This window comes from Streptomyces sp. Ag109_G2-15 (assembly GCF_900215565.1).
GTDB lineage: Bacteria > Actinomycetota > Actinomycetes > Streptomycetales > Streptomycetaceae > Streptomyces > Streptomyces diastatochromogenes.
The window spans coordinates 2,962,709-2,989,194 of sequence record NZ_OCNI01000001.1; the positions used below are offsets into that span (position 1 = coordinate 2,962,709).

21 protein-coding genes are annotated in these 26,486 nt (G+C 68.8%); 10 read left to right on the forward strand and 11 right to left on the reverse strand.

All coding sequences use genetic code 11. The annotated features are described in order from the left end of the window. Positions 1 to 57: 57 nt before the first annotated feature. Positions 58 to 2,412 carry a murein biosynthesis integral membrane protein MurJ gene (gene murJ, locus CRP49_RS13190; protein ID WP_097253549.1) on the reverse strand — a complete coding sequence of 785 codons (2,355 nt, stop codon included), beginning with the start codon at positions 2,410 to 2,412 and terminating at the stop codon, positions 58 to 60. Positions 2,413 to 2,458: 46 nt separating this feature from the next. After that, on the reverse strand, positions 2,459 to 4,825 hold the full coding sequence (locus tag CRP49_RS13195; RefSeq protein WP_097253550.1) for a DUF6049 family protein: 2,367 nt from the start codon (positions 4,823 to 4,825) through the stop codon (positions 2,459 to 2,461). 257 nt (positions 4,826 to 5,082) lie between these two features. Between CRP49_RS13195 and CRP49_RS13200 the strand changes: the two genes are divergently transcribed. Beyond that, on the forward strand, positions 5,083 to 6,525 hold the full coding sequence (locus CRP49_RS13200) for a CCA tRNA nucleotidyltransferase (protein ID WP_097253551.1): 1,443 nt from the start codon (positions 5,083 to 5,085) through the stop codon (positions 6,523 to 6,525). Positions 6,526 to 6,570: 45 nt separating this feature from the next. Here the strand turns inward: CRP49_RS13200 and CRP49_RS13205 are convergent, their stop codons facing one another. The 3 genes from CRP49_RS13205 to CRP49_RS13215 form a co-directional block, all read right to left on the reverse strand. Further along, the gene (locus tag CRP49_RS13205; RefSeq protein ID WP_097253552.1) at positions 6,571 to 7,881 is read right to left on the reverse strand and encodes an MFS transporter; all 1,311 of its coding nucleotides are present in this window, start codon (positions 7,879 to 7,881) and stop codon (positions 6,571 to 6,573) included. A gap of 95 nt (positions 7,882 to 7,976) precedes the next feature. Continuing rightward, a complete protein-coding gene (locus CRP49_RS13210) occupies positions 7,977 to 9,059 on the reverse strand; it encodes an inositol-3-phosphate synthase (protein WP_094218665.1) in 1,083 nt (360 codons plus the stop codon). 43 nt (positions 9,060 to 9,102) lie between these two features. Beyond that, the gene (locus CRP49_RS13215) at positions 9,103 to 9,786 is read right to left on the reverse strand and encodes a PadR family transcriptional regulator (RefSeq protein ID WP_097253553.1); all 684 of its coding nucleotides are present in this window, start codon (positions 9,784 to 9,786) and stop codon (positions 9,103 to 9,105) included. 758 nt (positions 9,787 to 10,544) lie between these two features. Here CRP49_RS13215 and CRP49_RS13220 point away from each other — a divergent pair. Both CRP49_RS13220 and CRP49_RS13225 read left to right on the forward strand, forming a co-directional pair. Further along, positions 10,545 to 12,812 (forward strand): transglycosylase domain-containing protein, encoded by a 2,268-nt coding sequence (locus tag CRP49_RS13220; protein WP_097253554.1) that lies wholly within the window; start codon positions 10,545 to 10,547, stop codon positions 12,810 to 12,812. A 129-nt stretch (positions 12,813 to 12,941) separates the two neighbouring features. Further along, positions 12,942 to 14,474, forward strand: a complete 1,533-nt coding sequence (locus CRP49_RS13225) for a glycosyltransferase family 87 protein (protein ID WP_179851599.1) — start codon at positions 12,942 to 12,944, stop codon at positions 14,472 to 14,474. Between the two features lie 99 nt (positions 14,475 to 14,573). Here the strand turns inward: CRP49_RS13225 and CRP49_RS13230 are convergent, their stop codons facing one another. The 3 genes from CRP49_RS13230 to CRP49_RS13240 all read right to left on the reverse strand — a co-directional run bounded on the left by CRP49_RS13230 (position 14,574) and on the right by CRP49_RS13240 (position 17,304). Continuing rightward, positions 14,574 to 15,605, reverse strand: a complete 1,032-nt coding sequence (locus CRP49_RS13230) for an alanine racemase (RefSeq protein WP_097253556.1) — start codon at positions 15,603 to 15,605, stop codon at positions 14,574 to 14,576. Positions 15,606 to 15,688: 83 nt separating this feature from the next. Further along, a complete protein-coding gene (femX, locus tag CRP49_RS13235; RefSeq protein ID WP_097253557.1) occupies positions 15,689 to 16,810 on the reverse strand; it encodes a peptidoglycan bridge formation glycyltransferase FemX in 1,122 nt (373 codons plus the stop codon). A gap of 179 nt (positions 16,811 to 16,989) precedes the next feature. Then, entirely contained in the window at positions 16,990 to 17,304 is a 315-nt protein-coding gene (locus tag CRP49_RS13240; RefSeq protein ID WP_097253558.1) for a hypothetical protein, read from the reverse strand. 264 nt (positions 17,305 to 17,568) lie between these two features. Between CRP49_RS13240 and rpsF the strand changes: the two genes are divergently transcribed. From rpsF to rplI, 4 genes are all read left to right on the forward strand, one after another. After that, positions 17,569 to 17,859 (forward strand): 30S ribosomal protein S6, encoded by a 291-nt coding sequence (gene rpsF, locus CRP49_RS13245; protein WP_003956532.1) that lies wholly within the window; start codon positions 17,569 to 17,571, stop codon positions 17,857 to 17,859. A 74-nt stretch (positions 17,860 to 17,933) separates the two neighbouring features. Then, on the forward strand, positions 17,934 to 18,524 hold the full coding sequence (locus CRP49_RS13250; protein ID WP_094218673.1) for a single-stranded DNA-binding protein: 591 nt from the start codon (positions 17,934 to 17,936) through the stop codon (positions 18,522 to 18,524). Between the two features lie 41 nt (positions 18,525 to 18,565). After that, positions 18,566 to 18,802, forward strand: a complete 237-nt coding sequence (rpsR, locus tag CRP49_RS13255; RefSeq protein WP_003949403.1) for a 30S ribosomal protein S18 — start codon at positions 18,566 to 18,568, stop codon at positions 18,800 to 18,802. 18 nt (positions 18,803 to 18,820) lie between these two features. After that, positions 18,821 to 19,267 carry a 50S ribosomal protein L9 gene (rplI, locus tag CRP49_RS13260; protein ID WP_097253559.1) on the forward strand — a complete coding sequence of 149 codons (447 nt, stop codon included), beginning with the start codon at positions 18,821 to 18,823 and terminating at the stop codon, positions 19,265 to 19,267. 138 nt (positions 19,268 to 19,405) lie between these two features. On the opposite strand, the gene CRP49_RS13265 is transcribed toward rplI, so the two are convergent. Continuing rightward, complete coding sequence (locus tag CRP49_RS13265; RefSeq protein ID WP_097257334.1) at positions 19,406 to 20,743, reverse strand: MATE family efflux transporter; 1,338 nt, start codon at positions 20,741 to 20,743, stop codon at positions 19,406 to 19,408. Between the two features lie 458 nt (positions 20,744 to 21,201). Here CRP49_RS13265 and dnaB point away from each other — a divergent pair, with 458 nt between their 5' ends. Together dnaB and CRP49_RS13275 are read left to right on the forward strand one after the other, a co-directional pair. Further along, complete coding sequence (gene dnaB, locus CRP49_RS13270) at positions 21,202 to 22,680, forward strand: replicative DNA helicase (protein WP_097253560.1); 1,479 nt, start codon at positions 21,202 to 21,204, stop codon at positions 22,678 to 22,680. Between the two features lie 62 nt (positions 22,681 to 22,742). Beyond that, positions 22,743 to 24,131, forward strand: coding sequence for a serine hydrolase (locus CRP49_RS13275; protein ID WP_097253561.1), 1,389 nt, complete (start codon positions 22,743 to 22,745; stop codon positions 24,129 to 24,131). A gap of 55 nt (positions 24,132 to 24,186) precedes the next feature. On the opposite strand, the gene CRP49_RS13280 is transcribed toward CRP49_RS13275, so the two are convergent. Both CRP49_RS13280 and CRP49_RS13285 read right to left on the reverse strand, forming a co-directional pair. Then, a complete protein-coding gene (locus tag CRP49_RS13280) occupies positions 24,187 to 24,639 on the reverse strand; it encodes a GNAT family N-acetyltransferase (protein ID WP_097253562.1) in 453 nt (150 codons plus the stop codon). A 9-nt stretch (positions 24,640 to 24,648) separates the two neighbouring features. Continuing rightward, positions 24,649 to 25,107, reverse strand: coding sequence for a MarR family winged helix-turn-helix transcriptional regulator (locus CRP49_RS13285; protein WP_097253563.1), 459 nt, complete (start codon positions 25,105 to 25,107; stop codon positions 24,649 to 24,651). A gap of 143 nt (positions 25,108 to 25,250) precedes the next feature. Between CRP49_RS13285 and CRP49_RS13290 the strand changes: the two genes are divergently transcribed. Continuing rightward, positions 25,251 to 26,459: an MFS transporter gene (locus CRP49_RS13290; protein ID WP_097253564.1), complete on the forward strand. Its 1,209-nt coding sequence runs from the start codon at positions 25,251 to 25,253 to the stop codon at positions 26,457 to 26,459. Positions 26,460 to 26,486: the final 27 nt, after the last annotated feature.

Genomic DNA, 26,486 nt, shown 5'->3' on the forward strand with positions numbered 1-26,486 from the left:
GTCCGCCGCTATGCACGACACACAGCAGCGGACGATGGTTGTGCGCCTACCCCCGCCTCAGCGTCCCAGACGCCCGCGCACCATGCCCACGAGCGAGTTGAGTTCGTCGATCCGCATTCGGCGGGCGGCCACGAAGAAGACGCCGAGCAGGACGGCACCACCGACGACCAGGGCCGCGAAGGAGCCGACGACGCCCTGGCCGAGGGTGTGCCCGATGCCGTAGCAGGCCGCGCCGCTGAGCAGGGCCGCCGGGACCGAGGCGATGCCGAGCCGGGCGTAGGTCCGCAGCACTCGTGCGCCGTCCAGGTCACCGCCGAGCCGCTTGCGCAGCCTCCGCCAGGCGACGCCCACACCGATCGCGTAGGCGAGGCCGTACGCGGCAGCCATGCCCGCGACCGCCCAGCGGGACGGCAGCAGGAAGTAGCAGAGCGCGGAGGCGCTCGCGTTGACCGCCGCCACGATGACGGTGTTGTAGAAGGGCGTCCGGGTGTCCTCGTAGGCGTAGAAGGCGCGCAGGACCACGTACTGCACGGAGTACGGGATCAGGCCGAGGGCGAAGGCCATCAGCATGAAGCCCATGTTGGTGGCCGCGCCGGTACCCGAGGAGCCGAAGATCAGCGTGCACATCGGGATGCCGAGTGCGAGGAAGCCGAAGGAGATCGGGACGATGGCGACGGCGGTCGTCCGCAGGCCCTGGGAGATGTCGTCGCGGACGGCGCCGCCGTCGCCCTCGGCGGCCGAGCGCGAGATGCGCGGCAGCAGGGCGGCCATCAGGGACACCGTGATGATGGCCTGCGGCAGACCCCAGATCAGCTGGGCGTTGGCGTAGGCGGCGAAGCCGGTGCCGGCGGTGCCGGAGTCCTTGCCGGCCGCGGTGGACAGCTGGGTGACGATCATCGCGCCGGCCTGGTTCGCGAGGACGAACAGGACCGTCCACTTGGCGAGCATCGCGGCCTTGCCGAGGCCGTGGCCCTTCCAGTCGAAGCGCAGCCGGATCCGGAAGCCGGTCTCGCGCAGGTACGGGATCATCGCGAGGGCCTGGACGACCAGACCGAGCAGCACACCGACGCCGAGCAGCCGCTGGCCCTCCAGAGGAATGCTGGTGACGGTCATGTGGGAGTCGGCGGCGGTGCCGTAGACCCAGATGAACATGCCGAGCGTCACGATGATGACGATGTTGTTCAGGACCGGGGTCCACATCATCGCGCCGAACTTCCCGCGCGCGTTGAGGATCTGACCCATCACCACGTGGATGCCCATGAAGAAGATCGAGGGCAGGAAGTAGCGGGTGAAGGTGACGGCCACGTCGTTGGCCGCCGGGTTGGTGGCGACCGGGTTCGAGAGCATGCGCACCAGGAGCGGCGCCGCGAACATCGCGAGACCGGTCAGCGCGGCCAGGGCCACCATCACGAGGGTCAGCAGCCGGTTGGCGAAGGCCTCGCCGCCGTCCTCGTCCTCCTTCATCGAGCGCACCAGCTGGGGCACGAAGACGGAGTTGAGACCGCCGCCGACGGTGAGGATGTAGATCATCGTCGGCAGCTGGTAGGCCACCTGGAAGGAGTCGGCGAGGAAGCCGAGGCCCAGCGCGGCGGCGATCAGCGCGGAGCGGATGAAACCGGTGAGCCGGGAGACCATCGTGCCCGCCGCCATGACGGCGCTGGACTTGAGCAGCCCTCCGGCCTTCCCGCCCTTCTTCGTGGCGGGAGCCGCGGGCGCGGATGCCTCGGCGGGAGCGGACGGACCGGCGGGCTCGGGGGCCGCGGCCGGAGCCGGCACCGGGGGCTGCACCGGGTTTCCGGCGGCGAGGGGACCGGCCTGGTACGGCGTCTCGGAGTACTGGTTCCCGTACGGCGGGCTCTGGGCCTGCGTCGGCGCCGGGTACGGAGCCACGGGGCCCTGCCCGGCAGCCGGCCCGGGGACGGCCGGCGGATCCATCGGCGCGGGCGCACCGCCCTGCTGCTGGTCCCGGAAGAGGTGCGCGAAGGCGTCCGGCTCGTGGTACTCCTCGCCGGAGTGCGTCACCAGGTCGTCCACGCCCACGAACTGGGTCGTACGGGGGTCGTCGCCGTACGGCAGGTACTGGGCCGCGCCCTCCGGCTCGGGCGCCGGGGTCTGCGCCCACACCCGCGGGTCGGGGGCGTACGGAGACTGGGCCGGCGTGCCGTACAGCGGCTGCTGCTGCTCGTACGTGCCCGGGGGCGGCGGGGGGTGCGCGGCGCGGTCGTAGAGCGCCTCGGCGACCGGGTCCTGGGCGGCCAGATCGTGGTCCCGGTAGGGATCCTGGTCGTAGGCGTCCTGGAGGTACATGTCCGCCGCGTGCTGCGGCGGGACCTGACCGGGCTCGGGCTGCGGCTCGGGGTAGCCGGAGCCGGCCGCGCCCTGCCCGCGGTCACCGTCGTACGGCGCGTTCATGGTTACCCCACCTCATCGTCCCGGGCCACACCGGCCACGACATCGCTCAACGGTCCACTCTCTCACCCGTCCCGGACGGGTCGGCGCTTTCCGGTGCGGTGTCCGGTGCAGGGTCACTCGGCTGCTCCGGGTCGTCTGCCCCGGAGGGGGCGTCGGACTCCTCCGGGAGACGGTCGCCCGGGGCGCCGGGGTTCCCGGGGTCTTCGCCGGTGCCCTCACCTGCGGTGTCGGGGCCGCCGTCCTCGGCCTGGCGGGCGGCCGCGCGCTTGCGCTGGGTGTACATCCGGAAGCCGGCCAGGACGAGGAGGAGCACGCCGCCGCCGATGACCAGCATGACCGTGGGTGTGACCTCGGTGACCTTCACATCGAACTGGACGAGGTTGCCGTATTCCTGGCCGTCCTCGGTGTACAGCTGGGCGAAGACCGCGACCCGGCCGTTGGCGTTGGCCGAGGTGGTGAACTTCACGGACTGGCTGTGCCCGCCGGAGACCTCGACGGGCTGCTCGTAGTAGGCCTTGCCACCGATCTTCAGGCGGGTCGGGTTCGTCGAGGTGAGCCGCAGGACCAGGTGGTTCACGGGCTGGACGAGGTTGTTCTGAACCGTCACCGGGATGGTGGCGCTGCGCCCGGAGAGCTTGGTCTCGGACTTGTCGATCAGCTTGACCTGGTCGGCCAGCTCGTCGAGCCAGTTCTCCACGTCGCCCCGGAAGCTGTCCGCCTCCGTACCGCTGCCTCGCCACGACGTGGACATCTCACGGTTTATGGCCCGCCCGAACGGGGTGACCACGCGGGACTGGTCACTGAGGATCACCTTGAAGTTGTCGAGCTTGTCCTGCGTGCGCGCGATCTGCTCGAAGGCCGTCCTGGGCAGCTCCTGCTTGCGCAGCGAGGAGGGGTAGGCGGACGTGGACGGGATGCGCGTGGTGGCGTCCGGGTCGGGCTTGGCCTTGGCGGCCGCGGTGAGGCTCTGTGACTGGGACCAGGCCCCGTCCTGGAGCACCTTCAGCGCCGCCGCCATCGCCTGCGCCTGACTCGCCGACGGCATGCGCTGCGGAGCGACGACGATGCTGCGCTGCTCGTCCGTCTGCGCGTTCACCTCCAGGCTCTGCGCCAGGAACTCCTGCACGGCGAGCGTGGCCGAGTCCGCCTTGGTCAGATCGCTCTCGAAGGCCGTGGACAGCCGTGCGTCGGCCACCACCGCCGTCGTGCCGCCGCCGACCGGGCGGGCGGCGGAGGGGGTGTAGGACAGCCCGGCGGTCTCCTGGAGGCTGTCGCTGCGGGCGATCACCCGGTCGGCACCGGCCGAGGTGGCCACCTTCATGATCGACGGGTCGACGGCGCCTTCCACGGGCCAGGCGAAGTCCGTGTTCGGTGTGACGTGAAGCACCGTCTTCACGGTGATGGCGGCGACGTCGGTGGCGTCCTTGAGGTGGCTGAGCGAGCCGGTGACGCTGGTGCCGTTGTGCGCGAGGGAGGCCAGGTCCGGGTCGGCGAAGGGCAGCGCGACGACCTCCTTGCCCGCCACGGCCTTCTGCAGGCCGGCCAGCCACTGCTTGGCGAGCGCCTGGTGGGTGCCGGCCGTGGTGGTGCCGCCGTCGCCCTGGATGCGGTAGTTGCCCGCCATCGCGTCCACCGACGCCAGCAGGTCCGGGTCGATCACCCAGGTGACATCGAGGTCCTTGCCCAGGTCCAGCATCTGCGCCAGCCGGCCGCCCGGGGCGATCTCCTTGGCCAGGTCGTCGTTGAGGAAGACCGGCGTCTGCAGCTCGCCGGCACCCGTCCTGGCCGTCATGTGGACCGTGGAGATCAGCGGCCACAGGAACGTCGTCTTCGTCTTCGTGTCGGCCTCGGACGGCTGCCACGGCAGGAACGTCCGCTGGATGCCGAGCAGCTGGTTCCAGGGTTGCGCGGAGGTCTGGCCGGACAGGGCGACGCCGAACTCGTAGACGCCGTCCTCGCCGAGGTCGAGCTTGTCCACCGGGACCGAGATGCTGAAGTGCTCGGCGACGCCCGGGGCCAGCTTCGAGAACTTCTCCTCGTACTTTCCGCCGACCTCGGTGCCGGTGCCGCTCTGCAGGTCGTCGGAGTGCCGGGCGACGCTGTCGATCGCCGAGCGCGTGGTCAGCGGGGGACCCACCCGCAGGCCCACATGGGCGCCGGTGACGGTCTGCTTGCCGTTGTTGGTCACCGTGCCGGACACCGTCAGGGTGTCCCCGTCCGTGGGGGCGCTGGGGCTGAGCGAGTCCACCGAGACGGACACCGTGTCCGAGGAGGCGGCCTGTGCGGGCCCCGCGGCGGGCAGCTGGAGGAGCCCGGCCAGCAGGGGCGCCCCGGCGAGCAGTCCTCCGGTGCGCCGCAGCCACCGGCGCGCAGGTGAGGCACTGGTCCCCTGGAAGTCAGCCGCCTCGGCCACGCGCTCGCCCGTCCCTCGTCGTCGTCAGTGGTCGTCGGAATGTGCGTCCACGCATGGTAACGAGGCGCGCTGAGCGGAAGTGCCGCGGTCTGCTCCACAAGATCGGGGAACAGCGGCGACCCGTCCTCTATATCCAGTATCGAGGGGAGAGCGGATGTACGCCGTAAGCGCAGTGCTTGTGCGGTTATGGCGGGAGGCGTCCGTACCCGCTCAATCGAGGCGCCCCGGGTAGCCGGGGCCACGTACCCTCTTCTGTTGTGCCGAACCCCAACGATGACAATCCCTCTGCCCTGAGCCAGGCGCAGCAACGCGCTGTGAGCGAGCTGCTACGGGTGGCCCCCGTGGCCGACGAGCTGGCCCGCCGCTTCCAGGAGGCCGGGTTCTCGCTCGCCCTGGTGGGCGGCTCGGTCCGCGACGCGCTGCTCGGCCGGCTCGGCAATGACCTGGACTTCACCACCGACGCGCGCCCCGAGGACGTACTGAAGATCGTGCGACCGTGGGCGGACGCCGTCTGGGAGGTCGGGATCGCCTTCGGCACGGTGGGGGCGCAGAAGGACGGCTACCAGATTGAGGTGACCACCTACCGGTCGGAGGCGTACGACCGCACCTCACGCAAGCCCGAGGTGTCGTACGGCGACTCCATCGAGGAGGATCTGGTCCGCCGGGACTTCACGGTCAACGCGATGGCCGTGGCGCTGCCGGAGAAGGAGTTCATCGACCCGCACGGCGGCCTGGAGGACCTCGCGGCCCAGGTGCTGCGCACCCCCGGCACGCCCGAGGAGTCCTTCTCGGACGATCCGCTGCGGATGATGCGGGCCGCCCGGTTCGCCGCCCAGCTGGACTTCGAGGTCGCCCCCGAGGTCGTCACCGCGATGACGGACATGGCCGGGCGGATCGAGATCGTCTCGGCCGAGCGGGTCCGGGACGAGCTGAACAAGCTGATCCTCTCCGCGAACCCGCGCAAGGGCCTGGGCCTCCTGGTCGACAGTGGACTCGCCGAGCATGTCCTGCCCGAGCTGCCGGCCCTGCGCCTGGAACGTGATGAGCACCACCGGCACAAGGACGTCTACGACCACACGCTGATCGTGCTGGAGCAGGCGATCGCGCTGGAGGAGGACGGTCCCGATCTCACGCTGCGCCTGGCCGCGCTGCTGCACGACATCGGCAAGCCGCGCACCCGCCGCTTCGAGAAGGACGGTCGGGTCTCGTTCCACCACCACGAGGTGGTCGGCGCGAAGATGACCAAGAAGCGCATGACGGCCTTGAAGTACTCCAACGACCTGGTGAAGGACGTCTCACGCCTGGTCGAACTCCACCTGCGCTTCCATGGCTACGGCACCGGCGAGTGGACGGACTCGGCCGTGCGCCGCTACGTCCGTGACGCGGGCCCGCTTCTGGACCGCCTGCACAAGCTGACCCGCTCCGACTGCACCACGCGGAACAAGCGGAAGGCTGCCGCGCTGTCGCGGGCCTACGACGGCCTGGAGGAGCGCATCGGGCAGCTCCAGGAGCAGGAGGAGCTGGACGCGATCCGCCCGGATCTCGATGGCAACCAGATCATGGAGATCCTGGGCGTCGGCCCCGGCCCCGTCATCGGCAAGGCGTACAAGCACATGCTGGAGCTGCGCCTGGAGAACGGTCCGATGGACCACGACGCGGCGGTGGCAGCCCTCAAGGAGTGGTGGGTCGAACAGAGCTGAGGCTTTGAGAGGGGTCATGTTTCACGTGAAACATGACCCGAGGCCCTAGCAAGGGGGCGATGTTTCACGTGAAACATCGCCCCCTTCGCTGTCTCGGCGTGCTTCGAAGCGGGCCATGCCCACAGCGACTGCGCCATAGATCAGGGCAACGAGTACCACCAGCACCGCCGAGCGGCCGTCCGGCGGGAGCATCAAGGCGGCCACTCCGGCAGCGCCCACGAAGGCGACGTTGAAGAGGACGTCGTACACGGAGAAGATCCGGCCCCGGAAGCCGTCCTCGACCGAGGACTGGACGATCGTGTCCGTGGCGATCTTGGCTCCCTGGGTGATCAGCCCCAGGACGAAGGCCGCGACCATCAGGGGGCCGGTGGCGAACGGCAGGCCCAGTGCGGGTTCCAGAATCGTGGCCGCGCCGGAGCAGGCGACGATCCAGCGGCCGGGGCCGAGCCGCCCCACCGCCCACGGTGTCACCACGGCGGCTGCGAAGAAGCCCGCACCGGACACCCCCAGCGCGAGTCCGAGCAGCCGGAGTCCCTCATCGGGGGTGGCGGCGAGGGTGTACCGGCACAGCATGAGCAGCAGCACGAGAAGCGCGCCGTAGCAGAAGCGCATCAGCGTCATCGAGGCCAGCGCCCAGGCCGCTTCCCGGCGCCGGGGCTCGGTCAGATGCCGGACGGCCGCGAGCAGATCGCGTGCCGTGTCGGCGAGCGCGGTCCGCAGATGGGGCTGCGCCGGCACCCGGTCGGGTCCGAGCAGTGCGGGAGCCATGCTCAGTGAGGTCAGAGCGGCACAGAGATAGAGGGAGGCGCCGAGCAGGACGACCGCGGCATCGGAGCCCGAGGCCACGAGCCGTACGAGGAAGGCGAGGCTGCCGCCGGCGGTCGCGGCGAGCGTTCCGGCCGTCGGGGACAGGGAGTTGGCGAGCACCAGACGCTCGGTGTCGACCACGCGCGGCAGGGCGGCGGACAGCCCGGCGAGGACGAAGCGGTTGACGGCCGTGACGCACAGCGCGGACACGTAGAACAGCCAGTCCGGCACCGAGTTGACCATCAGTACGGCGGTGGCCCCCGCCAGCAGCGCGCGCAGCAGGTTGCCGTACACGAGGACCTGGCGGCGCCGCCACCGGTCCAGCAGGACGCCCGCGAAGGGACCGACCAGCGAGTAAGGGAGCAGCAGCACCGCCATCGCCGAGGCGATCGCCGCGGCCGAGGTCTGTTTCTCCGGGGAGAAGACGACGTACGCGGCGAGCGCGACCTGGTAGACACCGTCGGCACCCTGCGAGAGGAGGCGTACGGACAGCAGGCGTCGGAAGTCCCGCAGACGCAGCAGGACGCGCAGGTCACGGACGACGGGCATGGAGCAAAGCCTCACATATGCCGAGGGTCCCCGGGTCAGGAAACCCGGGGACCCTCACAGCCCTGGCAGGAGCGTTCTCGTGCGAGCGGCTGGTACTAGCGCTCGACGTCGCCGCGGATGAACTTCTCGACGTTCTCGCGGGCCTCGTCGTCGAAGTACTGGACCGGCGGGGACTTCATGAAGTAGCTCGACGCCGACAGGATCGGGCCGCCGATGCCGCGGTCCTTGGCGATCTTGGCGGCGCGCAGGGCGTCGATGATGATGCCGGCGGAGTTCGGGGAGTCCCAGACCTCGAGCTTGTACTCCAGGTTCAGCGGGACGTCGCCGAAGGCGCGGCCCTCGAGGCGGACGTACGCCCACTTGCGGTCGTCCAGCCAGGCGACGTAGTCGGACGGGCCGATGTGGACGTTCTTGTCGCCGAGGTCCCGGTCGGGGATCTGCGAGGTGACGGCCTGCGTCTTGGAGATCTTCTTGGACTCGAGGCGGTCACGCTCGAGCATGTTCTTGAAGTCCATGTTGCCGCCGACGTTCAGCTGCATCGTGCGCTCCAGGCGCACACCACGGTCCTCGAAGAGCTTCGCCATGACGCGGTGCGTGATGGTGGCGCCGACCTGGGACTTGATGTCGTCACCGACGATCGGGACGCCCGCCTCGGTGAACTTGTCCGCCCACTCCTTGGTACCGGCGATGAAGACCGGGAGGGCGTTGACGAAGGCGACCTTGGCGTCGATGGCGCACTGGGCGTAGAACTTCGCCGCGTCCTCGGAGCCGACGGGCAGGTAGCAGACGAGAACGTCGACCTGCTTGTCCTTGAGGACCTGGACGACGTCGACCGGCTCCTCGGCGGACTCCTCGATGGTGAGGCGGTAGTACTTGCCGAGGCCGTCGAGGGTGTGGCCGCGCTGGACCGTGACGCCGGTGTTCGGAACGTCGGCGATCTTGATGGTGTTGTTCTCGGAGGCGCCGATCGCGTCCGCGAGGTCGAGGCCGACCTTCTTGGCGTCCACGTCGAAGGCGGCGACGAACTCGACGTCACCGACGTGGTAGTCGCCGAACTGCACGTGCATCAGGCCGGGGACCTTCGACGCCGGGTCGGCGTCCTTGTAGTACTCGACTCCCTGCACCAGCGACGCGGCGCAGTTGCCCACGCCGACGATGGCTACGCGAACCGAACCCATTCCGGTTGCTCCCTGTGTGTACGAGTGAGGCCCTGAGTGGGTCTCACGTGGCGGTGTCGCCGGGCGTATCCGTCCGGGGGGTGTCCCCGGGACGGGGCAGGCCGCCCGTCGCTCCAGTTGTGGTGTCCTGCTGAGCGGACCCCCCGGACGCGGAACCCTTCAGGTCCCGGCCGGCCCGCTCGCTCTCGATGAGCTCGTTCAGCCAGCGCACTTCGCGCTCCACGGACTCCATCCCGTGGCGCTGGAGCTCAAGCGTGTAGTCGTCGAGGCGCTCCCGGGTGCGTGCCAGGGAGGCGCGCATCTTCTCCAGGCGCTCCTCCAGGCGGCTGCGCCGGCCCTCCAGCACGCGCATGCGCACATCGCGCGAGGTCTGCCCGAAGAAGGCGAATCGTGCCGCGAAGTGCTCGTCCTCGTACGCGTCGGGGCCGGTCTGCGAGAGCAGCTCCTCGAAGTGCTCCTTACCTTCCGCCGTCAACCGGTAGACGATCTTCGCCCGGCGTCCGGCGAGGGGAGCGGCGAGGGCGTCCTCATGGGTGTTGCCCGGTTCCTCGATCAACCAGCCGTTGGCGACCAGCGTCTTGAGGCAGGGGTACAGGGTCCCGTAGCTGAACGCCCGGAACACACCCAGTGACGTGTTGAGTCGTTTGCGCAGCTCATAGCCGTGCATCGGGGACTCGCGCAGCAGCCCGAGTACGGCGAACTCAAGGATGCCGGAACGCCGGCTCATGATCGCCTCCTCTCGGTCCGCAGCTTCTTTATCTCGCGCTGATGTATCGACTCGATACATCCCGACGATAGAACGGCCTTCCGCATGCGACAAGAGGGAAGACGGTGAACGGGATCACATCACCGATTCGTAGGAAGCGAGTTGCCTGTTTTGGGGTGAACTTCGGGGCTCGGCGGGTTTTGGCGGTGCGTAGTCTGTGCGGCATGCACACCACCGGGAACCAAGTGACGCCTGGGGAGCGTCGTCGTCCCCGGTGCAGTACGGGTGAATGCGGAACCGACCACATCCGTACTTCGGGGGACCGGAAACCAGCCGCCGTTTCCAGGCGCGCACGGGTGCGCCTGCCCGAGGAGTAATCGTTCGATGAGCGAGCACCGTCGCAAACCGCCGCAGCCGCAGGAAGGCGGACGTGCCGCGGCCCGACGCGGCCAGCCCGGCCCGTCCTCCGGCCGCCGTGCGGCACCGCGAGGCGCCACCGGGTCTTCTGCCGACTCCTATGGTTCCAGTTCCCATGGGTCGGACGCCTATGGCTCGGGGGTGAAGAGCGCCCCTACGGCGGCCGTGCCGAGGCCCGCCGGGCGGCGCAGAGAGGCGGCGGCCGACGCCGGGCCGCCGACAACGCAGGCCCCGGCGGCCGGCGCGGCGGCCCGGGCGGACCGAACGGTCCCGGGCGCGGCAGAGGCCGTGCGACGACCGCACCCGGTAAGAAGCGGTTCATCGACTACCCGAGGGCGGGCAAGTACGGCTGGCATCGCTGGGTGCCGTCCTGGAAGCTCGTCTCGGGGCTGTTCATCGGCTTCGTCGGCAGCCTGGTCGCCATGGTCGGCATCGGCTTCGCGATGGTGCAGATCCCCAGCGAGAACATCGCCGCCCAGTCGCAGAACAACGTCTACTACTGGGCCGACAAAAGTCAGATGGTGGCCACCGGCACCGGCGTCAACCGCCAGAACGTCACCATCGACAAGATCCCCGAGGCCATGCAGTGGGCAGTGATCTCGGCCGAGAACAAGAGCTTCTACCAGGACTCGGGTGTCGACCCCATGGGTATCGCCCGAGCCCTGGCCAACATGGCACGAGGCGGACAGACACAGGGTGGTTCGACCATCACCCAGCAGTTCGTCAAGAACACGTACCTGAGCCAGGACCAGACCGTCACCCGCAAGTTCCGCGAGATGTTCATCTCCATCAAGGTGGGTGCCAAGCTCTCGAAGCCGCAGATCCTCCAGGGCTATCTGAACACCTCGTACTACGGCCGCGGTGCCTACGGCATCCAGGCCGCCGCCCAGACCTACTACGGCGTGGACGCGGTCAAGCTCACGCCGAGCCAGTGCGCCGTCCTCGCGGCGCTGCTGAAGGGCCCGACGTACTACGACCCGGCCGGCAACCCGGACCTCGACAAGTCGGCGACCGAGACTAACAACACCAAGCGCTCGCAGGATCGCTGGCGCTGGATTCTTGGCGAGATGCACAAGGACAAGCACCTCACCGACGTGCAGTACCAGAAGGCCCTCGAGAGGTACCCCATGCCTGACGGCCGCAAGGCGACCAAGGGCATGACCGGGCAGATCAGCTACCTGGCCGACACGGCGAAGAAGTACGTCCTGAACCACTCCCACATCACGGAGGCGGATTTCGACCGGGGTGGCTACCAGATCTACACGACCTTCCAGAAGAACAAGGTCAACGCCCTGAGCGCGGCGGTGAAGAAGATCCAGAAGGAGCGGTTGGACCCGAAGCACCGCAGCCTGGACAAGTACGTCCAGTTCGGCGCCGCGTCGGTGAAGCCCAACGACGGTGCGATCGTCGCTCTCTACGGCGGTGACGGCTACGAGAACGGCCACTTCACCAACAACGCCGACACCTCCGGTGTCCCCGTCGGCTCGACGTGGAAGCCGTTCGTGCTGGCCGCGGCCATGGAGTACGGCACGTACAAATCTCCCGGCACGCCGGTCTCGCCGCTGAGCAAGTACAACGGCAACGACCACCTCAAGGTGATGAAGCCAGACGGATCGTTCTACCTGAACAAGGACAACTCGACCTTCTTCCAGAACAACGAGAGTCCTCACAAGTGGGGTTACATCACCCTGCGCAAGGCGATGGAGCAGTCCATCAACACGCCGTTCGTTCAGCTCGGCGTAGACGTGGGAATGACGCACGTGCGGGACGTCGCCAAGTCGACCGGCATCCTCGACCAGAGCATGTCGAAGGACCTCAACCCGTCGTTCGCCATCGGTACGTCCACTCCCAGTGCTATCCGTATGGCCGACGCCTATGCGACCTTCGCGGCTTCCGGCAAGCAGGTGGATCCGTACTCGGTGACCGCCCTCAAGAAGGACGGCGTGGACCAGCCCGGCTTCGAGAAGCCCAAGCCCAGGCAGGCCATGGAGGCGAACATCGCCAACAACGTCACGGACGTCCTGGAGAACGTGATCCAGAACGGTACGGCTCAGAACGCCAAGGCCCTGGGCCGTACGGCGGCCGGCAAGACCGGTACCACCGACAGCAACAAGTCGGCCTGGTTCGTCGGCTACACCCAGCAGCTGTCGACCTCGATCGCGATGTTCCGTGAGAACCCCAAGGACCACGAGCTGCTCTCCATGAACGGCACGGCGGGCAAGGACTCCATCCACGGTGGTGACATCCCGACGCTCGTGTGGACCGAGTACATGAAGGACGCGCTGAAGAACGCGAACGACTCGGGCTTCCCGGATGCCATCGAGATCGGCAAGGTCCAGGACGAGGCGGGGGCGCCTTCCCCGACCCCGTCGGTCACCATCACGCCGAGCCAGACGCCGGACGACTCGCCGAGCCCGACGCCGAGCGACACGGCCACGTCCCCGTCTCCGACGCCGAGCGACTCCTGCCAGCTCGGCTGGGGCAACAACTGCAACGGCAACGGCGGCGGCACGGACACCGGTGGCACGGACGGCGGGACGACGCCCACGCCGACAGCCACCGACACCACTGGCACCGGAAACACCAGAGGTAACGGCAACGGAGGCATCTTCGCAGGTCAGAACGGATAGCCAGGCAGTCTGACCGGTTGGCGGTCATATCGCCCGCCAAGGGTGTTTCACGTGAAACAAGGGCCGCCGCACCCACGAGGTGCGGCGGCCCTCGGCGTATTCCTAGGCAGGTACGGCAGGATGTGGCCCATGCCCAGTGCAGAGATGACGCCCGCGAGCGTGCACGAGCCCGAGCCCGTGCGGCCTGCCGACGCGGAGCCGGTACGGCCGACCAGGGAGGACGAGGTCGCCGCGGCCGGGAGTGAGCTGATCGGTGGCCCCATCGGGCGGTACGCCCTGCTCGGGACGGGCTGGTGGACCCCCGTACGTGTCATCACGATCGTCGCGATCGGCATGTTCGCGCTCGGTCTCGTCCAGAAGGCGCCCTGCTACCACAGCGGCTGGTTCTTCGGCGCTAGCTCGCAGTACACGCACGCCTGCTACTCGGACATCCCGCACCTCTATCAGGGGCGCGGCTTCGCCGACGGGCTGGTGCCGTACTTCGACAAGCTCCCGGGCGACATGGACTACCTCGAGTACCCGGTGCTGACCGGTGTGTTCATGGAGGTGGCCGCCTGGCTCACGCCCGGCAGCGGCACCATCCAGCACCAGGAGCAGGTGTACTGGTTCGTCAACGCCGGGATGCTGATGGTGTGCGCGGCCGTCATCGCCGTCTGTGTCACCCGCACCCACCACCGGCGCCCCTGGGACGGCCTGCTGGTCGCTCTGGCGCCTGCTTTCGCTCTCACCGCCACCATCAACTGGGATCTGCTGGCGGTGGCCCTGACGGCCGCCGCGATGCTGATGTGGTCGCGGGGCCGCGCCCTGGCCTTCGGAGTTCTCCTGGGGCTCGCCACGGCCGCCAAGCTCTATCCGATCTTTCTGCTCGGCCCGCTGCTCGTGCTGTGCTGGCGGGCCGGCAAGTGGCGGGAGTTCTTCCAGGCCGTGGGCGGAGCCGTCGTCGCCTGGCTCGTCGTGAACCTGCCGGTGATGGTCTTCGCCTTCCAGGGCTGGTCGAAGTTCTACACGTTCAGCCACGACCGGGGCGTCGACTTCGGATCCTTCTGGCTGATCTGGGCGCAGAACACCAGCAACCCGCCCTCCACCGACTTCGTCAACACCTCGGCCACCGTGCTGGTGGTGCTGTGCTTCCTCGGTATCGGGGCCCTGACGCTCACCGCCCCGCGCCGGCCGCGCTTCGCCCAGCTCGCGTTCCTGATGGTGGCGGCCTTCATCGTCACCAACAAGGTCTACTCCCCGCAGTACGTCCTGTGGCTGGTGCCGCTGGCCGTCCTCGCCCGGCCCAAGTGGCGGGACTTCCTGATCTGGCAGGCGTGCGAGGTGGCGTACTTCCTGGGCATTTGGATGTACCTCGCCTACACGACCAGCGGAGACGCCCACAAGGGTCTGCCGACGCAGGGCTACCAGTGGGCGATCGCCCTGCACCTGCTGGGCACGCTGTACCTGTGCGCCGTCGTCGTACGGGACATCCTGATGCCCGAGCGGGACGTGGTGCGCCGGTCCGGCGACGACGATCCCTCGGGCGGGGTTCTCGACGGTGCGGAGGACGCCTTCGTGCTCGGCGCGGCGGCCCATCCCCCGCGGCACGCCGCCCATTTCGAGGCTCCTCAGGTGAACTGGGGAAGGCCGGAACCGCCACCGTACGAGGACCGTTCGCTCTGAGCGAACACCCCCTGGGGCGTCCCATCGGCGGCTCCTCGGTGGGCATGAAGAAGGCCGTACACGAACGTCGTGTACGGCCTTTCGCTTCGGCAGCCCGGACTAGCGGTCCACGATCCGGTCGAACTGCGTTGTGGTGTGCCGCAGATGGGCCACCAGCTCGTCACCGACCGTCGGCTCGGGGGCGTCCGACGGGACGAACAGGATCGACACCTGCATGTGCGGCGGCTCGGCGAACCAACGCTGCTTGCCGCCCCAGACGAACGGAGAAAGGTTCCGGTTGACCGTGGCGAGGCCGGCCCGTGCGACGCCCTTGGCGCGCGGCATGACGCCGTGCAGGGCCTTCGGGGCCTCCAGGCCCACCCCGTGCGACGTACCGCCCGCCACGACCACCAGGAAGCCGTCCGAGGCCGCCTTCTGCTGCCGGTAGCCGAAGCGGTCGCCCTTGGCCACGCGCGTGACGTCCAGGACGGCGCCGCGGTACTCGGTGGCCTCGTGGTCCCCCAGCCACAGCCGGGTGCCGATGCGGGCGCGGAACCGGGTCTGCGGGAACTGCTGCTGGAGCCGGGCGAGTTCATCGGCCTTGAGGTGGCTGACGAACATGGTGTGCAGCGGCAGCCGGGCCGCACGCAGCCGGTCCATCCAGCCGATGACCTCCTCGACGGCGTCCGAGCCGTCGGTGCGGTCCAGCGGCAGATGGATGGCGAAGCCCTCCAGCCGGACGTTCTCTATGGCCTGGTGCAGTTGGGGCAGGTCCTGCTCGCTGATGCCGTGCCGCTTCATCGAGGACATCACCTCGATGACGACACGGGCGCCCACGAGGCCGTACACGCCGTCGATCGACGACACCGACCGGACCACCCGGTCCGGCAGCGGGACGGGCTCCTCACCGCGCCGGTACGGCGTCAGCACCAGCAGGTCGCCGCTGAAGAAGTCCTTGATGCGCGCGGCCTCGTACGTGGTGCCGACGGCGAGGATGTCCGCGCCCAGGCGCGTGGCCTCCTCGGCCAGTCGTTCGTGTCCGAAGCCGTAGCCGTTGCCCTTGCAGACCGGGACGAGGCCCGGGAACTGCTCCTGCACGTGCTTGTGGTGCGCCCGCCAGCGCGCGGTGTCGACGTAGAGCGTGAGCGCCATGGCCGGACCCGGAACCTTTCTCGTGGCTGCCGTGTGTCAGAAGTGCGAAAGCTGTGAGGGCTATGGAATCAAACGCCCGCGGCTCAGCGGCGCGACATGTAGATGTCGAGCGCCTTGTGGAGCAGCTTGTTCAGCGGGAAGTCCCATTCGCCCAGGTACTCGGCGGCCTGCCCGCCCGTGCCGACCTTGAACTGGATGAGGCCGAACAGGTGATCCGTCTCGTCCAGCGAGTCGGAGATGCCGCGCAGGTCGTAGACGGTGGCGCCGAGCGCGTAGGCGTCGCGCAGCATCCGCCACTGCATCGCGTTCGACGGCCGGACCTCACGGCCGATGTTGTCGGAGGCGCCGTAGGAGTACCAGACGTGTCCGCCGACGATCAGCATGGTCGCGGCGGACAGGTTCACGCCGTTGTGGCGGGCGAAGTACAGCCGCATCCGGTTGGGGTCCTCGGTGTTGAGGGCCGTCCACATGCGCTGGAAGTACGACAGCGGGCGGGGCCGGAAGTGGTCGCGCACGGCCGTGATCTCGTACAGCCGCTGCCACTCGGCGAGATCCTGGTAGCCGCCCTGGACGACCTCGACGCCGGCCTTCTCGGCCTTCTTGATGTTGCGGCGCCACAGCTGGTTGAAGTTCTTGTGGACCTCTTCCAGGGAACGGTTCGCCAGCGGCACCTGGAAGACGTAGCGGGGCTGTACGTCGCCGAAGCCGGCGCCGCCGTCCTCGCCCTGCTGCCAGCCCATCCGGCGCAGCTTGTCGGCGACCTCGAAGGCGCGCGGCTCGATGAAGTCGGCCTCCATGTCGCGCAGTCGCTTCACGTCAGGGCTCTGGATGCCCCTCTTGATGGTCTCCGCGTTCCAGCGGCGGATGATCACCGGCGGGCCCATCTTCACGGAGAAGGCACCCTGCTGCTTGAGGTGCGCCAGCATCGGCTGGATCCAGTCGTCCAGATTCGGCGCGAACCAGTTGATGACCGGGCCCTCGGGGAGGTAGGCGAGGTAGCGCTTGATCTTGGGCAGCTGGCGGTAGAGGACCAGGCCGGCGCCGACCATCTCGCCGTTGCGCTCGTCGAACCAGCCGAGGTGCTCCGAGCGCCACTCCGCCTTCACGTCGGCCCAGGCCGGGACCTGCATGTGGCTAGCCGCCGGCAGGCTCTGGATGTAGGCCAGATGCTGCTCGCGGCTGATGGTCCTCAGGGTCAGGCTCATGTCGGGGCGCTCCTCGGGCTGGTGTGTCCCCATGGGTACAGGGGCTCCGGCTCTCGCGCCGAAGCCTACTGCGCCTTGCGCGCACCCCGACTGGGGCGTACGGCACCTTCGCCCCGGCTTCTGGCCGCCGAGGCGTTTTCACGGTGTCGGGGAAGGTGCCGGACCGACGGCCGGACGGGTCAGCCGATGAGGCCGCCGAACAGTCCGCCGTGTGCCATGCCGAGCATGAAGCCGACTCCGGCGGCACCGAGACCCAGGATCAGACCGGTCCGCTCACGCGTGGTCTCCGAGATCCACTGCCCGTACACGCCGGTGAAGATGCCCAGCAGGCCGGTCCAGGACGTGAGCAGGTGCAGGCCGTGGAAGAAGGACGTGATGAAGGAGACAAGGCCCAGGACCAGGGTCACCGCCATCAGCGTGTCCTGGAGTGGACGGACCTTGCCGTCGGTGGCGAAGAGGGATCCGGCGGTGTTGGGTCGCAATGCCTGTGTCATGAGGCACCTCCTGCGGATCGCGGCGCACGGTAGCGCCTTACACACCCGATGTGTACAGATTGAAGGGCCCTCGCCGCCGGATTTCAACCGGAAGCACGTGTGCAGGTAGTCTGTACCGTCTGCACCGGTGTCTGCCCAGGCCGCTGCGGGGATCCCCCGAGGAGCCCCCGATTGTCAGTGGTGGCCGATACCGTTGCGTACGCATCACAACCCTCCTGCCACGGAACGACCGTGGCCGCTGAGTCCAAAGGAGGTGGGTTCCACATGCGTCACTACGAGGTGATGGTCATCCTCGACCCCGATCTGGAGGAGCGCGCTGTCGCCCCCCTGATCGAGAACTTCCTCTCCGTCGTCCGTGAGGGCAACGGCAAGGTGGAGAAGGTCGACACCTGGGGCCGTCGTCGTCTCGCGTACGAGATCAAGAAGAAGCCCGAGGGCATCTACTCGGTCATCGACCTGCAGGCCGAGCCTGCGGTCGTGAAGGAGCTCGACCGCCAGATGAACCTGAACGAGTCGGTCCTCCGGACCAAGGTCCTCCGCCCCGAGACCCACTGAGCCTTCTGCTCAGCTGATCTCGGGATTCGAGTAGCAGCAAGCAGCCAGCAGCAAACCCGCCGAGAGGTTCCCCCATGGCAGGCGAGACCGTCATCACGGTCGTCGGCAACCTTGTCGATGACCCCGAGCTGCGCTTCACCCCGTCCGGTGCGGCGGTCGCGAAGTTCCGCGTCGCGTCCACTCCCCGCACCTTCGACCGCCAGACGAACGAGTGGAAGGACGGCGAGAGCCTGTTCCTGACCTGCTCGGTCTGGCGTCAGGCGGCGGAGAACGTCGCCGAGTCGCTCCAGCGAGGCATGCGCGTCATCGTGCAGGGCCGGCTGAAGCAGCGGTCCTACGAGGACCGTGAGGGCGTCAAGCGCACGGTCTACGAGCTGGACGTCGAGGAAGTCGGCGCCAGCCTGCGGAACGCCACGGCCAAGGTCACCAAGACCGCCGGCGGTGCCGGCCGCGGTGGCCAGGGCGGTTACGGCGGCGGTGGCGGCCAGGGTGGCGGCGGCTGGGGTGGAAACTCCGGCGGCGGCCAGCAGGGCGGCGGTGCTCCCGCCGACGACCCGTGGGCGACCGGCGCTCCCGCCGGTGGCAACCAGGGCGGCGGCGGTGGCGGCTGGGGTGGAAACTCCGGCGGCGGTGGCGGCGGCTACTCGGACGAGCCCCCCTTCTAAGGGCTCGCATCCCCACTTCTTGATCACACAGGAGAAACACCATGGCGAAGCCGCCTGTGCGCAAGCCTAAGAAGAAGGTCTGCGCTTTCTGCAAGGACAAGGTCACGTACGTGGACTACAAGGACACGAACATGCTGCGGAAGTTCATTTCCGACCGCGGCAAGATCCGTGCCCGCCGCGTGACCGGCAACTGCACGCAGCACCAGCGTGACGTCGCCACGGCCGTCAAGAACAGCCGTGAGATGGCGCTGCTGCCCTACACGTCCACCGCGCGCTAAGGGAAGGGTGACCGAAACATGAAGATCATCCTCACCCACGAGGTCTCTGGCCTCGGTGCCGCCGGCGAGGTCGTCGACGTCAAGGACGGCTACGCTCGCAACTACCTCATCCCGCGGAAGTTCGCTATCCGCTGGACCAAGGGTGGCGAGAAGGACGTCGAGCAGATCCGCCGCGCCCGCAAGATCCACGAGATCCAGACCATCGAGCAGGCCAACGCTGTGAAGGCCCAGCTCGAGGGCGTCAAGGTCCGTCTGGCAGTCCGCTCCGGCGACGCCGGTCGTCTCTTCGGTTCCGTCACCCCGGCTGACATCGCTTCCGCGATCAAGGCCTCCGGTGGCCCCGAGGTCGACAAGCGCCGCATCGAGCTGTCCGCTTCGATCAAGACCCTGGGCGCCCACGAGGCGTCCGTGCGTCTGCACCCCGAGGTTGCCGCCAAGGTCAACATCGAGGTCGTCGCGGCGTGACGCTGCGCTCGGCTTGAGCAGCTGAGAGGGGCCGCCTCCTACGGGGCGGCCCCTCTTCGCGTTCGATGTCAGGACGGCTGCGCACAGGCCGCGTCATGTTTCACGTGAAACCGGGACGCGGTGAGCCCGGCGAGCCGCTCAGCGGGTGGCGCCCGTGACGATCCAGCTGCCCGCGCGCGTCCGCAGCCACAGGGTGAGCATGCGGACCGTCATCATCAGGGTCATGGCGGCCCAGAGGGCAGTCAGTCCTCCCCCCAGCGTGGGGACGAACAGTGCCACCGGGGCGAACACCGCCAAGGTCGCCACCATCGCCCAGGCCAGATACGGTCCGTCCCCGGCACCCATCAGGACACCGTCCAGGACGAAGACGATCCCGCAGACGGGCTGGGAGAGGGCCACCATCAGCAGGGCGGGCAGTGCCGCGTCCCTGACCACGGAGTCGCTGGTGAACAGCGGGAGGAACAGCGGACGGGCAGCCACCACGAGGAGGCCCAGTACGACACCGGTGGCGACGCCCCACCGGACCATGCGCCGACAGGCCTCGCGGGCGCCCTGGGCGTCGTTCGCGCCGAGGTAGCGGCCGATGATGGCCTGCCCGGCGATCGCGATCGCGTCGAGGGCGAAGGCCAGCAGGCTCCACAGGGACAGGATGATCTGGTGGGCGGCGATGTCGGCGTCACCGAGGCGTGCCGCGACAGCCGTGGCGATCATGAGAATCGCCCGCAGCGACAGCGTGCGGACGAGCAAGGGGACTCCGGCCTGGGCCGAGGCCCGGATGCCGGCGGCGTCCGGGCGCAGGGAGGCCCCGTGACGGCGGGCCCCGCGAACGACCACGGCCAGATAGACGGCCGCCATGCCGCACTGTGCGATGACGGTGCCCCAGGCGGATCCGGCAATGCCCAGTCCGGCGCCGTAGACGAGTCCCGCGTTGAGTCCGGCGTTGGCGACGAAGCCTGCGACGGCGACGTACAGCGGGGTCCGGGTGTCCTGCAGGCCGCGCAGCACACCGGTGGCGGCGAGCACGATCAGCATGGCCGGGATGCCGAGTGCGGAGATGCGCAGATACGTCGTGGCGTAGGGGGCCGCGGTGGCGGAGGCGCCGAAGAGGTCCACGATGCCCGGGGCCAGCGGGAGGACGAGGGCGATGACCGCCCCACCGAGGAGCAGCGCGAGCCAGATGCCGTCCATGCCCTGGCGGATGGCAGCCTGGATGTCGCCGGCGCCGACGCGCCGGGCCACGGCGGCCGTGGTGGCGTAGGCGAGGAAGACGAAGACGCTCACGGCGGTCATGAGGAGGGCCGAGGCCACTCCCAGACCGGCGAGCTGGGCGGTCCCGAGGTGGCCGACGATGGCACTGTCGGCCATGACGAACAGAGGCTCGGCGACGAGTGCACCGAAGGCCGGGACAGCCAGCGCGATGATCTCTCGGTCGTGCCGACGGCGGGTGGCCTGGGGTATCGCTGGAGCCTGTGTCATGAGCACTAATCTAATCGTCCACAGGTAAGAGATGCAATTAGATAGTGACCCTTACCTTCTGTCTCGATCCGTGCACATGAACGCATCGTTCGAGGCGATCTTGGTCCGACTGGGGAAGTTTTTCTTCTGCACAGCCGGTGGACTGTAAAGATGCAGGTCAGGGCGTTGCGATCGACGGGATCGAGGGCTTGTTCACAGGGCTGTCCACCGGGTCGTGCACAGGTTTCGGCGGGTTCTCCACAGCATCCGGGCCGTCGTCCACATGGCCTGTGGATAACCAGATTGGCTGACGGTGCCGACAGGCCTACCGTTGTCCGGCGCCCGCTCCTTCCCTCGGCCTGGGAAACGTCACAAAACCGACGCGCCAGAAGCGGAGTTGGGCCTCTCAATTGTCAGTGTCGTGCCGTACAACAGAGGGCACGGCGAGGTCCGCCGTGCGGACGGGAGGAGGTGGCTCGGTGAGCATTTCCGAGCCCTTGGACGATCCGTGGGCCGACAGCGGACCCAGCGATCGTCTGCCCGCCTCCCGTCGCCGAAGTGACGGCGGCCGGGGCCGTGACGAACAGCACGACCGGGGCCGGGAGAACGGCGGCTGGGACGGCGGTGGCTCCTCCTTCGAGCGGGTGCCACCGCAGGACCTGGACGCCGAGCAGTCCGTCCTGGGCGGCATGCTGCTGTCCAAGGACGCCATCGCCGACGTGGTCGAGATCCTCAAGGGCCACGACTTCTACAAGCCCGCGCACGAGACGATCTACCAGGCGATCCTCGACGTCTACGCCAAGGGTGAGCCGGCCGACCCCATCACCATCGCCGCCGAACTCACCAAGCGCGGCGAGATCAACAAGGTCGGCGGGGCGTCGTACCTCCACACCCTCGTCCAGACGGTGCCGACGGCGGCGAATGCCGAGTACTACGCCGAGATCGTCCACGAGCGGGCGGTCCTGCGTCGTCTGGTCGAGGCGGGCACCCGTATCACGCAGATGGGATACGCGGCCGACGACGACGTCGACGAGATCGTCAACCGCGCCCAGGCCGAGATCTACGCGGTCACCGAGCAGCGCACCAGCGAGGACTATCTGCCGCTCGGCGACATCATGGAGGGCGCCCTCGACGAGATCGAGGCGATCGGCTCGCGCAGCGGCGAGATGACCGGTGTGCCCACCGGCTTCACGGACCTCGACTCGCTGACCAACGGTCTGCACCCGGGCCAGATGATCGTCATCGCGGCCCGTCCCGCCATGGGTAAGTCCACGCTCGCGCTGGACTTCGCGCGCGCGGCGTCGATCAAGCACAACCTGGCCAGCGTCATCTTCTCCCTCGAAATGGGGCGCAACGAGATCGCGATGCGTCTGCTGTCGGCCGAGGCACGCGTGGCCCTGCACCACATGCGCTCGGGCACCATGACGGACGAGGACTGGACCCGCCTGGCGCGCCGGATGCCCGAGGTCTCGTCCGCGCCGCTCTACATCGACGACTCCCCGAACCTGTCGATGATGGAGATCCGCGCGAAGTGCCGCCGGCTGAAGCAGCGCAACGACATCAAGCTCGTGATCATCGACTATCTGCAGCTGATGCAGTCCGGTGGTTCCAAGCGCTCCGAGAGCCGTCAGCAGGAGGTCTCGGACATGTCTCGTAACCTCAAGCTGCTGGCCAAGGAGCTGGAGGTCCCGGTGATCGCGCTCTCGCAGCTCAACCGTGGTCCCGAGCAGCGCACGGACAAGAAGCCGATGGTGTCCGACCTGCGTGAGTCCGGCTCCATCGAGCAGGACGCCGACATGGTCATCCTGCTGCACCGCGAGGACGCCTACGAGAAGGAGTCACCGCGAGCGGGCGAGGCGGACATCATCGTGGGCAAGCACCGTAACGGTCCCACGGCGACGATCACGGTGGCCTTCCAGGGCCACTACTCCCGCTTCGTGGACATGGCCCAGACCTGACCCGGCCGGACCGCGGGGGAAATGAACTCGACGCATGGCGCCCCAGCGGATGGACTGGGCCCATGACGACATCTCAGGAAGAGCTGCTCCCGGGCACCCGGCGGGCGTTGCTGCACCGGATCGCGGTCGCGCAGGCCGAAGGGCGGGCTCCCTCGCTGGTCGCCGCGGTCGTGAGGGACGGGCGGGCCGTCTGGCACGGGGCACGGAGTTCGGTGGACGGGCACGGACCGGACGAGAACGTGCAGTACAGGATCGGGTCGATCACCAAGACGTTCACCGCCGTACTCGTGCTGCGGCTGCGCGACGAGGGCGTGCTCGATCTCGGTGATCCCCTGGAGAAGCATCTGCCGGGCACCGGAGCCGGCGAGGCGACGATCGTCGAACTGCTCGCACACACCTCCGGGTTGGCGGCCGAGTCACCCGCGCCCTGGTGGGAGCGGACCCCCGGCTCGCTGCGTCCCGAGCTGAGCGATGTCCTCGGCGAGCAGCCCCTCCTGCACCCCGTCGGCCGGCGCCACCACTACTCCAATCCCGGCTACACCCTGCTCGGCGCACTGGTGGAGGAGCTTCGAGGCGCTTCCTGGGAGGAGGTACTGCGCGGCGAAGTGCTCGAACCCCTCGGCCTCCACCGCACCAGCGCACAGCCGCAGGCGCCGCATGCGGGCGGCTGGGCGGTGCATCCCTGGGCCGACGCGCTGCTGCCCGAACCGCTGGAGGATCTCGGCCGGATGGCCCCCGCCGGCCAGCTGTGGTCCACCACCGGGGATCTCGCGCGGTTCGCCGCCTTCCTGGCCGGGGGAGACGACCGGGTGCTGAGTGCGGAGTCGGTGCGGGAGATGCGGACGCCCGCGGCGCCGGCCGAAGCCGCGGATGTGGTGGACGGGGCCACCTACGGCCTCGGCATGCAGATCCAGCAGCGGGACGGCAGGCTTTTCGTCGGACACTCCGGCTCGCTCCCGGGCTTTCTCGCGAACCTCACCATCAGTGTGGAGGACGACGTGGCGGCGGTGGTGCTGGCCAACTGCACCAGTGGCCCGCTGCTGGGAGCGGTGGGTGCGGACCTCGTCCGCATCGTCGCCGAGGCAGAGCCACGCATCCCCGAGCCGTGGCGTCCGCTGCGTGAAGTCGACCGGGACGTCCTGGATTTGGCCGGGCAGTGGTTCTGGGGGACGCACGCCTTCGCTCTGCGGGCGACGGCCGACGGGCTCCTCGCGCTGGGACCGCTGACCGGCGGCGGCCGCCGGGCCCGCTTCCGATCGAACGACGACGGCACATGGACGGGCCTGGAGGGTTACTACGCCGGAGAGCTGCTCCGGCCCGTACGGCGTCCGGACGGGTCCGTGATCCATCTGGACCTCGGGTCGTTCGTGTTCACGCGGCAGCCGTACGAGGAGGGGGCCGAGGTGCCCGGCGGAGTGGATCCGAAGGGCTGGCGGGGGATCGCGGAGTAGATGGCTCGCTGGCCGGGTGGGTGTTTCACGTGAAACACCCACCCCCGGGCGTTTTTCAGAGCTGGAGCTTGAAACCCACGTGCGAGGCGGTGAAGCCGAGGCGTTCGTAGAAACGGTGGGCGTCCGTGCGGCTGCTGTCGGAGGTCAGCTGCACCAACTGGCAGTTCTGGCGCCGGGATTCCTCGACGGCCCACTCGATGAGCTGGGTGCCCAGGCCGCTCCCGCGCTCGTCGGCGTGGATGCGGACGGCCTCGATGATCGAGCGGGTCGCTCCCTTGCGGGAGAGCCCGGGGATGAGCGTCAGCTGGAGGGTGCCGATGACACGACCCTCCCGCACCGCCGCGACGAGCTGCTGGTTCGGGTCCGCGTTCAGCCGCTCCAGGGCCGCCAGGTAAGGCGTCAGGTCGTCGGGTGACTCGCGCTGGGCGCCCAGGGGGTCGTCGGCGAGCATGGCGACGATCGCGGGCAGGTCGTCCGCGGTCGCACGGCGTATTTCAAGATCTCCCATGGCGGCACCCTATGCGGGCACGTTCAGGGACTCCACGACGCGTACCAGCGGGGCCAGCTCGGGGTTCCTGGCCGCCTCGTCCAGGGCCTCGCGCAGGGCGCCGTCATTGGTGGGCCGCGCCTCCTCCAGCAGCCGCAGGCCCGCCTCGGTGACGTTGGTGTAGATGCCGCGACGGTCGGTGGGGCACAGGTAGCGCTCCAGCAGACCACGGTCCTCCAGGCGGGTCACCAGTCGCGTGGTGGCGCTCTGGCTGAGCACGACCGCGTCGGCGACCTGCTTCATCTGCAGATGACCGCCCTGGCCCTCGTGCTGCCGGCTGAGCACATCGAGCAGGGAGTACTCCCGCACGCTGAGGTCGTGCTTGGCCTGCAGGGCGCGCTCGATGTGTGCCTCGATCCTCCCGTGCAGGAGGGCGAGGGCGGACCAGCCCTGGGCGAGGGCGGTGAGCGCGGGGTCCGTCGCTGTCATTGGCGTTTTCCTCCGTCCCGGAGCGGCTGAATCAAGGGTAGAGCACTCCCGCAATAGTCGGCGGTTGCGCTTAGCCCGCGTCTGCAACTATTGTGGACGCACGCTAAGCGCTCATGCAATCGTCTGGGAAGGTGTACCCCCACATGCCTCTCGCGCTTCTGGCCCTCGCGATCGGGGCCTTCGGAATCGGAACGACCGAGTTCGTGATCATGGGTCTGCTACCCGAGGTCGCCGGTGACTTCGGGGTCTCCATCCCCACCGCGGGCCTGCTCGTGACCGGATACGCCCTCGGCGTGGTGATCGGTGCCCCGCTGATGACCGTGCTCGGCACCAAGATCTCGCGCAAGCGGATGCTGATGCTGCTGATGGTCCTGTTCATCGCCGGAAACCTGCTCTCCGCCGTGGCCCCCACGTTCGCGATCATGCTGACCGGACGGGTGATCGCCTCCCTCGCCCACGGTGCCTTCTTCGGCATCGGCTCGGTCGTCGCGGCCGAGCTGGTGGCTCCCGACAAGAAGGCCGGCGCCATCGCGATGATGTTCACGGGCCTGACCGTCGCCAATGTCGTCGGTGTCCCGCTGGGCACGCTCATCGGGCAGAACGTCGGCTGGCGCGTCACCTTCGGCGTGGTCGCCGCGCTCGGTGTCGTCGGCCTGGCCGGCATCGCCAGGCTGGTGCCCGAGATGCCGAGGACCGAAGGGGTGCACCTGCGCCATGAACTGGCCGCCTTCAAGAACGCCCAGGTCCTGCTCGCCATGGCGATGACCGTGCTCGGCTTCGGCGGTGTCTTCGCGGCCATCACCTACATCGCGCCGATGATGACCCACATCGCCGGCTTCGCCGACGGGTCCGTCACCTGGCTGCTGGTTCTGTTCGGCCTCGGCATGGTCGGCGGCAACCTCATCGGCGGCAAGTTCGCCGACCGCGCGCTGATGCCGATGCTGTACGTCTCCCTGGGCGCCCTGGCCGTCGTCCTCGCGCTGTTCACACTCACCGCGCACAACAAGATCGCGGCCGCTGTGACCATCGCCCTGATCGGCGCCCTCGGCTTCGCGACCGTCCCGCCGCTGCAGAAGCGCGTCCTCGACCAGGCCCACGGCGCTCCGACGCTCGCCTCGGCAGTGAACATCGGCGCCTTCAACCTGGGCAACGCCCTCTCCGCCTGGCTCGGCGGCATCGTGATCGCGGCCGGCTTCGGCTACACGGCCCCCAACTGGGTCGGCGCCGCCCTTGCCGCGTCCGCTCTGGTCCTCGCCGTCCTCTCGGCCGCCCTGGAGCGCCGCGACAGCGGGCGGAGCGCTGTGGTGGCCTCCGGAAGCCCCGCTGGGCAGCGGACCGCCGTCCACCACTGAGCCAGCCCCGACCGCAGGGCATCTCCA